The organism is Methanosaeta sp. UBA356 (assembly GCF_002496465.1).
Classification (GTDB): Archaea; Halobacteriota; Methanosarcinia; order Methanotrichales; family Methanotrichaceae; genus Methanothrix; species Methanothrix soehngenii.
On record NZ_DAKC01000129.1, the window covers coordinates 1 to 5,187 of the forward strand.

Sequence of the window (5,187 nt, forward strand, 5' to 3'; positions counted from 1 at the left end):
GAAATGGAGGAGGATGAAAGTGTCTGTGTTAGATGATCTTTCACACCAAAAAACCACTTTGCTCAAACGCAGGTCGGCACTGTTAAAGCAATTAGAGCTATGCATGGCGGAGGCAGAGGAGATAGATCGAAAGATCTCAGTGATAGAGAGCTGTGAACTCGAATACGACCTGCATAAAAACATAGAGATAATGAAATCAGGGCGCAGGAAAATGAATGCCATTTAGGCAATACTGAGATATTGAGATGTGGCATTGAGGAGAATGGCTCAATGAAGGAAATGTATTGGCAAGGACTGCGAAATTTTAAGAGCGGGCGCTCTTGGTAGCAGCACTGCAATATCTACACTTGCCATGTTCGACCCTTTTGCTATTCAATAGCAGTTTGGGGCAAGCCCGGATAATTAGAATCCTTTGGTTAGGCTATAATTGCTAAATATACCCCGGTTTTCGGTTTTTCATTCCTATCACAGGCTATATCCTACCGTAGGCTATATTTTCTCTGGCCTCATAATGGCCTGAAATGAGAATTTAGTTAATGAGGGCTTGAAAATGGGAATGTCTGCAGCTAAAGTGTTATTGATAAGCCTGTTCTTGATAGCGGGAATGCTGCTGCCAGGTATTGTCTGGCAGCCCAAAGGATCCTTTGAGGTCTGGAATATCATGGAGAACGACTTTCCTCGCAATGGAAGCTCAGAGGAGAAGATGACCTTCCTGCTAAACTATGCCATACTCGCTCCTTCCATCTATAATACCCAGCCCTGGAGGTTTAATGTATCTGATGGATCGATTATGGTCATGGCCGACGAATCCAGGTGGCTTGAGGCTGCCGATGGCAATAAAAGGGAGATGCATATCAGCATTGGCAACGCACTGGAGAACCTGATCATAGCAGCAGATCACTTCGGCTACAACCACACTATAAGCTACGTCCCCGGGGAGGAGAGCATCATAGCCAGAGTATCATTGCAGCCCAATGCCCAGGCCCCAATGGATCCCCAGCTATTCTCTGCCATCACCTCTCTTGAGAAAAGCTCCCCCTCAAAAACAAATGAGGTCCTCCGAGAACAGGATTCCGTGCCGCAGACTGCAAATCAAATCGATCTTGCTAATATTGAATCCATAAGCACCGATCAGGATATTCGCGTTTTTCTGATAGATGATCCAGACATTAGGAGTAGATTTCTCAATCTGACATTGAATGCCGATCAGGTCCTCTACTCCGATATCGAATTCAAAAGCGAGCTGGGCCACTGGATATCCCGGGGAGCTATGGGACCAACTGGAGTTGAGGCCAAGATCGATCAGATAAAGGTAGCCTTCCTGGATAGCGTTCCTGGTCAGATAGAAAAAGACTCCGAGATCATCAATAGCTCTCTGTATCTGGGCTTTATCACGAGCCAAATGAATGATCCAGAATCTCAAGTGAGGGCCGGGCAGCTATTCGAGCGAATCCGACTTCTGAGCTCTTCTGCTAACTTAAGCCTCCAGCCCATGAACCAGGCACTGCAGGCTGTGGAGACGGAATCAGAGGTGAATGGACTGCTAGGAGAGAAATCAGAGGCACTAAATAGCCCCTTTGTTCAGCAGATCTTCTGCCTGGATGTTGTTGGGCCCGCCAACGAATTGACCCCCCGAAGACCGCTTGAAGAGGTCTTGATCTAGCCAGTGACTACTCCCGCCCTCGAAAGGGGACGGGCTTGGACGGATTGAATACCGACAGATTGTAGTCCCAATCTGAGTATGTTGATTGCCGCGTTCCAGTCTCTATCCATCGAAAGCCCGCATTGAGTGCAATTATGGACTCGCTCAGATAGATCTTTTTGAACCAGAATGCCACATCTAGAACACATCTTTGACGTATTTCTTGGATCTACCAGGACTACCATCGAACCAGCACTTGCAGCCTTGTACGAGGTCAAAGTCACAAGCATATTCCAAGCCACATCTCCAATGCTTTTGGCTAGGTTGTGGTTATGCATCATGCCTTTTATATTGAGATCTTCAAATGCGATTAGGCCATATCGATTGACTAACTGGTTGCTGATCCGATGGGCAAATTCGTATCGCTTATTTGCTATTCGCTCATGGACTCGCTCAACAACCTTAAGGGCTTTCTTGCGCTCTGGCGTGCCTTTAGGAGCTTTAGATAGTTTTCTCTGAACTCTGGCTAACTCGTGCTCTTCTTCTCGGAAGAATCGAGGGTTAGCTATCTTCACGCCGTTGGAGAGGGTGGCAAAGGACTCTAGACCGACATCTACGCCCACCAGAGAGCCGTCTTTCCAGGGTGGTTTGGGCAGATCTTCCAGATCTACTGAGAAACACGCATACCATTTCCCAGTTGCTGACCGGCGAACAGTTAGCCGTTTGATCTTGCCTTCTATGGGCCGGTGGAGCTTGATCTTGATCTCCCCGATCTTGGAAAGATACAACTTTCCAGAATCGACCTTGAATCCTTTCTGAGGATAGGTGAAAGAGTCATATCGACCTATGCCCTTGAAACGGGGATATCCAGGCTTCTCCCCGGCCTTGACACGCCTGAAGAAGGCTTTGAGCGCCAGGTCCACACGCTCATGGACATTCTGGAGAACCTGGGAAAAGACCTCTTTAAGCTCCGGTTTGTTTTCTTTCCATTCCGGAAGCAAGTTATTTGTTTCGTACTTGCTCAGAGACTTACCTTCGTCCTCCCAGGCGGTCTTGCGGATTTCCAAAGTTTCGTTATATGTCCATCGGCATAGATCTAGAGTCCGCTCCATCTTTGTCCTTTGGGACTTGGTTGGATAGATCCTAAATTTATATGCCTTAAGCATAGACATAGATATAGTTAAGCTGTTATATGATATATAGTTTTTGAGCTTAACAGCAGTACTTGCGGCATTCATTCCCTAAAGGAGAGAGGTCTTCTGCCTGCTTTTCTATAACATCTAAGCTAGAATCAGGCTTAAATACTGCAGAGCTGGAGGCTCTTGGAAGCTCTGAGGAGAATGAGATGAGGTGGTTGTCGATCATCTCATTCCCTTGAAGCACTCATCTAGGTGCTTTTTGTCCATTCTCTTGGTGATCAAGCTCACGGCAATGGTTGCGAGCATCGCCAGAGGCAAAGCGACCAGGATCGGGTCCACCACCGGCCAGGGCATCTGTGTGATCAGCAGATCTCTTCCCAGGAGCATTTTGCTTATTCCCAAAGGCACTGCCTCCGCTTTATGGACAAACAGATACCAGAAGATGGTTACAAATGTTCCCGTCAACAGGCCGGCAATGGCTCCTGCTTTGGTAGCTCCTTTCCAGTACAGGGCCGCGGTATACATAGGAAGGAATGCGGATGCGCAAAGGCCGAAGAAGATAGCTGTGCCCCGGGCGATGATGTTATCTGGAAGGATATAGCCGAGGGTGACGGCAATTACCATGGCAACTATTATACCTGCCCTGGTGACCATTATTGAGCTTCCGCCCTTCTTATGGCTGATCGTCTCGTAAATATCCCTACCAATGGCGCTTCCCTGAGTATGAAACTGAGAGCTTGATGTGGACATCGCTGCTGCCAGGAGGGTGAGCATGAAGAGGTAGACGAACCACTCCGGCATTGCGGCATTGATGTAGATAGGAATTATGCTGTCGGCATTGCCCTTGGCTACAGTGATGGCTATGTCACCCTGGGTGTTAAAAAAGAAGACATTGGAGAGGGCCCCTACTGTGAAGGCGACACCGGTCATGAAAAGAATGAATACCCCACCGATCAGGGTTCCCCGGTGCAGCTCCCTGCTGGACTTGACTGTCATGAACCGGACTGCGAGCTGCGGCATGGCTAAAACCCCTATTCCCACCCCTAAAACTATGGTGGAGACCAGCGTCCACCACCAGGTGCTGCCGAGAGTTGGCATTTCCGTCCATCCAGTATGGCCCATCAAAGCGAGATTCTCTGGGACGAGATGGGCCATGTTTGTAAGTGCCTGATGAGCGACGGTTATTCCTCCCAGATGAGCATAGGTCATGAAAAGGAGAAAAGCCATGCCAAAGAACATAATGGTACCCTGAAAGGCATCGGTATACATGACCCCACGAAGCCCTCCCCAGATAACATAGGCGGCGATGATGACAGAATATATCAACAGAGCCACATGGAAGTCTATGGCTAAGGTGGTCTCCATGAAACGCGCTGCTCCTATCAAGACCACCGCCGCATAGAGAGGCATTCCAAGAAAGATCACCACGCCGCTGAAGTACTGAACGAATCTGCTGTCGAATCTCTTTCCTAATAGCTCTGGGAAGGTCATAGCATTGAGGTTGTGGCCTATCTTTCTGGTCCTCTTGCCATAAAAGACGAAGGCTATGAAAATGCCAACAAATATGTTGAAAAACGTGAGCCAGAGCAAACCCATGCCGAAAAGCCCTGCATTTCCGCCGAATCCGACTATAGCCGAGGTGCTGATGAATGTGGCACCATAGCTCATGGCCATGATATAAGGATGGGCCTTCCTTCCTGCGACAAGATAACCCTCTGTGTCCTTTGTGCCCTTCCATCCACGATAGCCGAGATAGAGAGTGACCAGAAGGTATATTAATATGATGACGTTGAATAAAAGTAGATTCATCCGATCACAGCCCCAGCTCTTTCTCTTGCATCTCTTCCTCCTCCAATTCCCAGGCGGCTTCCTCGGAGATCTCCCCTGCCTCCTCCTCACCGCCCTTATTCCATTTAATGGTGCCGTAGATCACGCATAAAAGCGCGCTAAGAATACAGAGAATATAAACGCCCCAGATCCAAGGATCCTCAATGCCTAGCATGCATAACACCAACCTCATTGTTATAGCCTATTTGCTCGCTGCAGAGCTAATGCAGCGAACCTTTCAGCTTTTGCATTTCCTGATTGCGCAGACAGCCCCTTAGATCGTTAAGGGACCAATATGGCATGTGGTAGCACGTAGCAATGACGAAGCTATAAGGATGTCGGTCAGAATTATACATTATGTTCATTTCCAGGCCTTATGTCCATGATCTAATTAATTTATATTAATAGTTTATATATTGCCCTGGGCGGAACATTGAGATTTTTCACGACTATATCCACAAAAAGATTCTCTTGTTGCTGCCGCAACAGTCCAGAATTGCCGTCCAGAGCCCGTCCTTCCATCTCCGTAGACATGAGCTTAGCCTCAGTTGTGAGCTGCTATTCTCTGACCCAACCACA

Annotated in this window: 5 protein-coding genes; 2 read left to right on the forward strand and 3 right to left on the reverse strand. The window is 48.0% G+C overall.

The annotated features are described in order from the left end of the window. Both BP727_RS12610 and BP727_RS12615 read left to right on the forward strand, forming a co-directional pair. A partial coding sequence (locus BP727_RS12610) for a hypothetical protein (protein ID WP_286859148.1) occupies positions 1–226 on the forward strand: 226 nt, incomplete at its 5' end. A gap of 330 nt (positions 227–556) precedes the next feature. Next, entirely contained in the window at positions 557–1,663 is a 1,107-nt protein-coding gene (locus tag BP727_RS12615; RefSeq protein WP_286859150.1) for a hypothetical protein, read from the forward strand. Here BP727_RS12615 and BP727_RS12620 read toward each other — a convergent pair. The 3 genes from BP727_RS12620 to BP727_RS12630 all read right to left on the reverse strand — a co-directional run bounded on the left by BP727_RS12620 (position 1,660) and on the right by BP727_RS12630 (position 4,783). Next, a complete protein-coding gene (locus BP727_RS12620; RefSeq protein WP_048133163.1) occupies positions 1,660–2,808 on the reverse strand; it encodes an RNA-guided endonuclease InsQ/TnpB family protein in 1,149 nt (382 codons plus the stop codon). The genes BP727_RS12615 and BP727_RS12620 overlap by 4 nt on opposite strands. A 195-nt stretch (positions 2,809–3,003) precedes the next feature. After that, positions 3,004–4,590 (reverse strand): sodium:solute symporter family protein, encoded by a 1,587-nt coding sequence (locus tag BP727_RS12625; protein ID WP_013719825.1) that lies wholly within the window; start codon positions 4,588–4,590, stop codon positions 3,004–3,006. Positions 4,591–4,594: 4 nt separating this feature from the next. After that, positions 4,595–4,783, reverse strand: coding sequence for a symporter small accessory protein (locus BP727_RS12630; protein WP_048132311.1), 189 nt, complete (start codon positions 4,781–4,783; stop codon positions 4,595–4,597). Between the last annotated feature and the right edge of the window lie 404 nt (positions 4,784–5,187).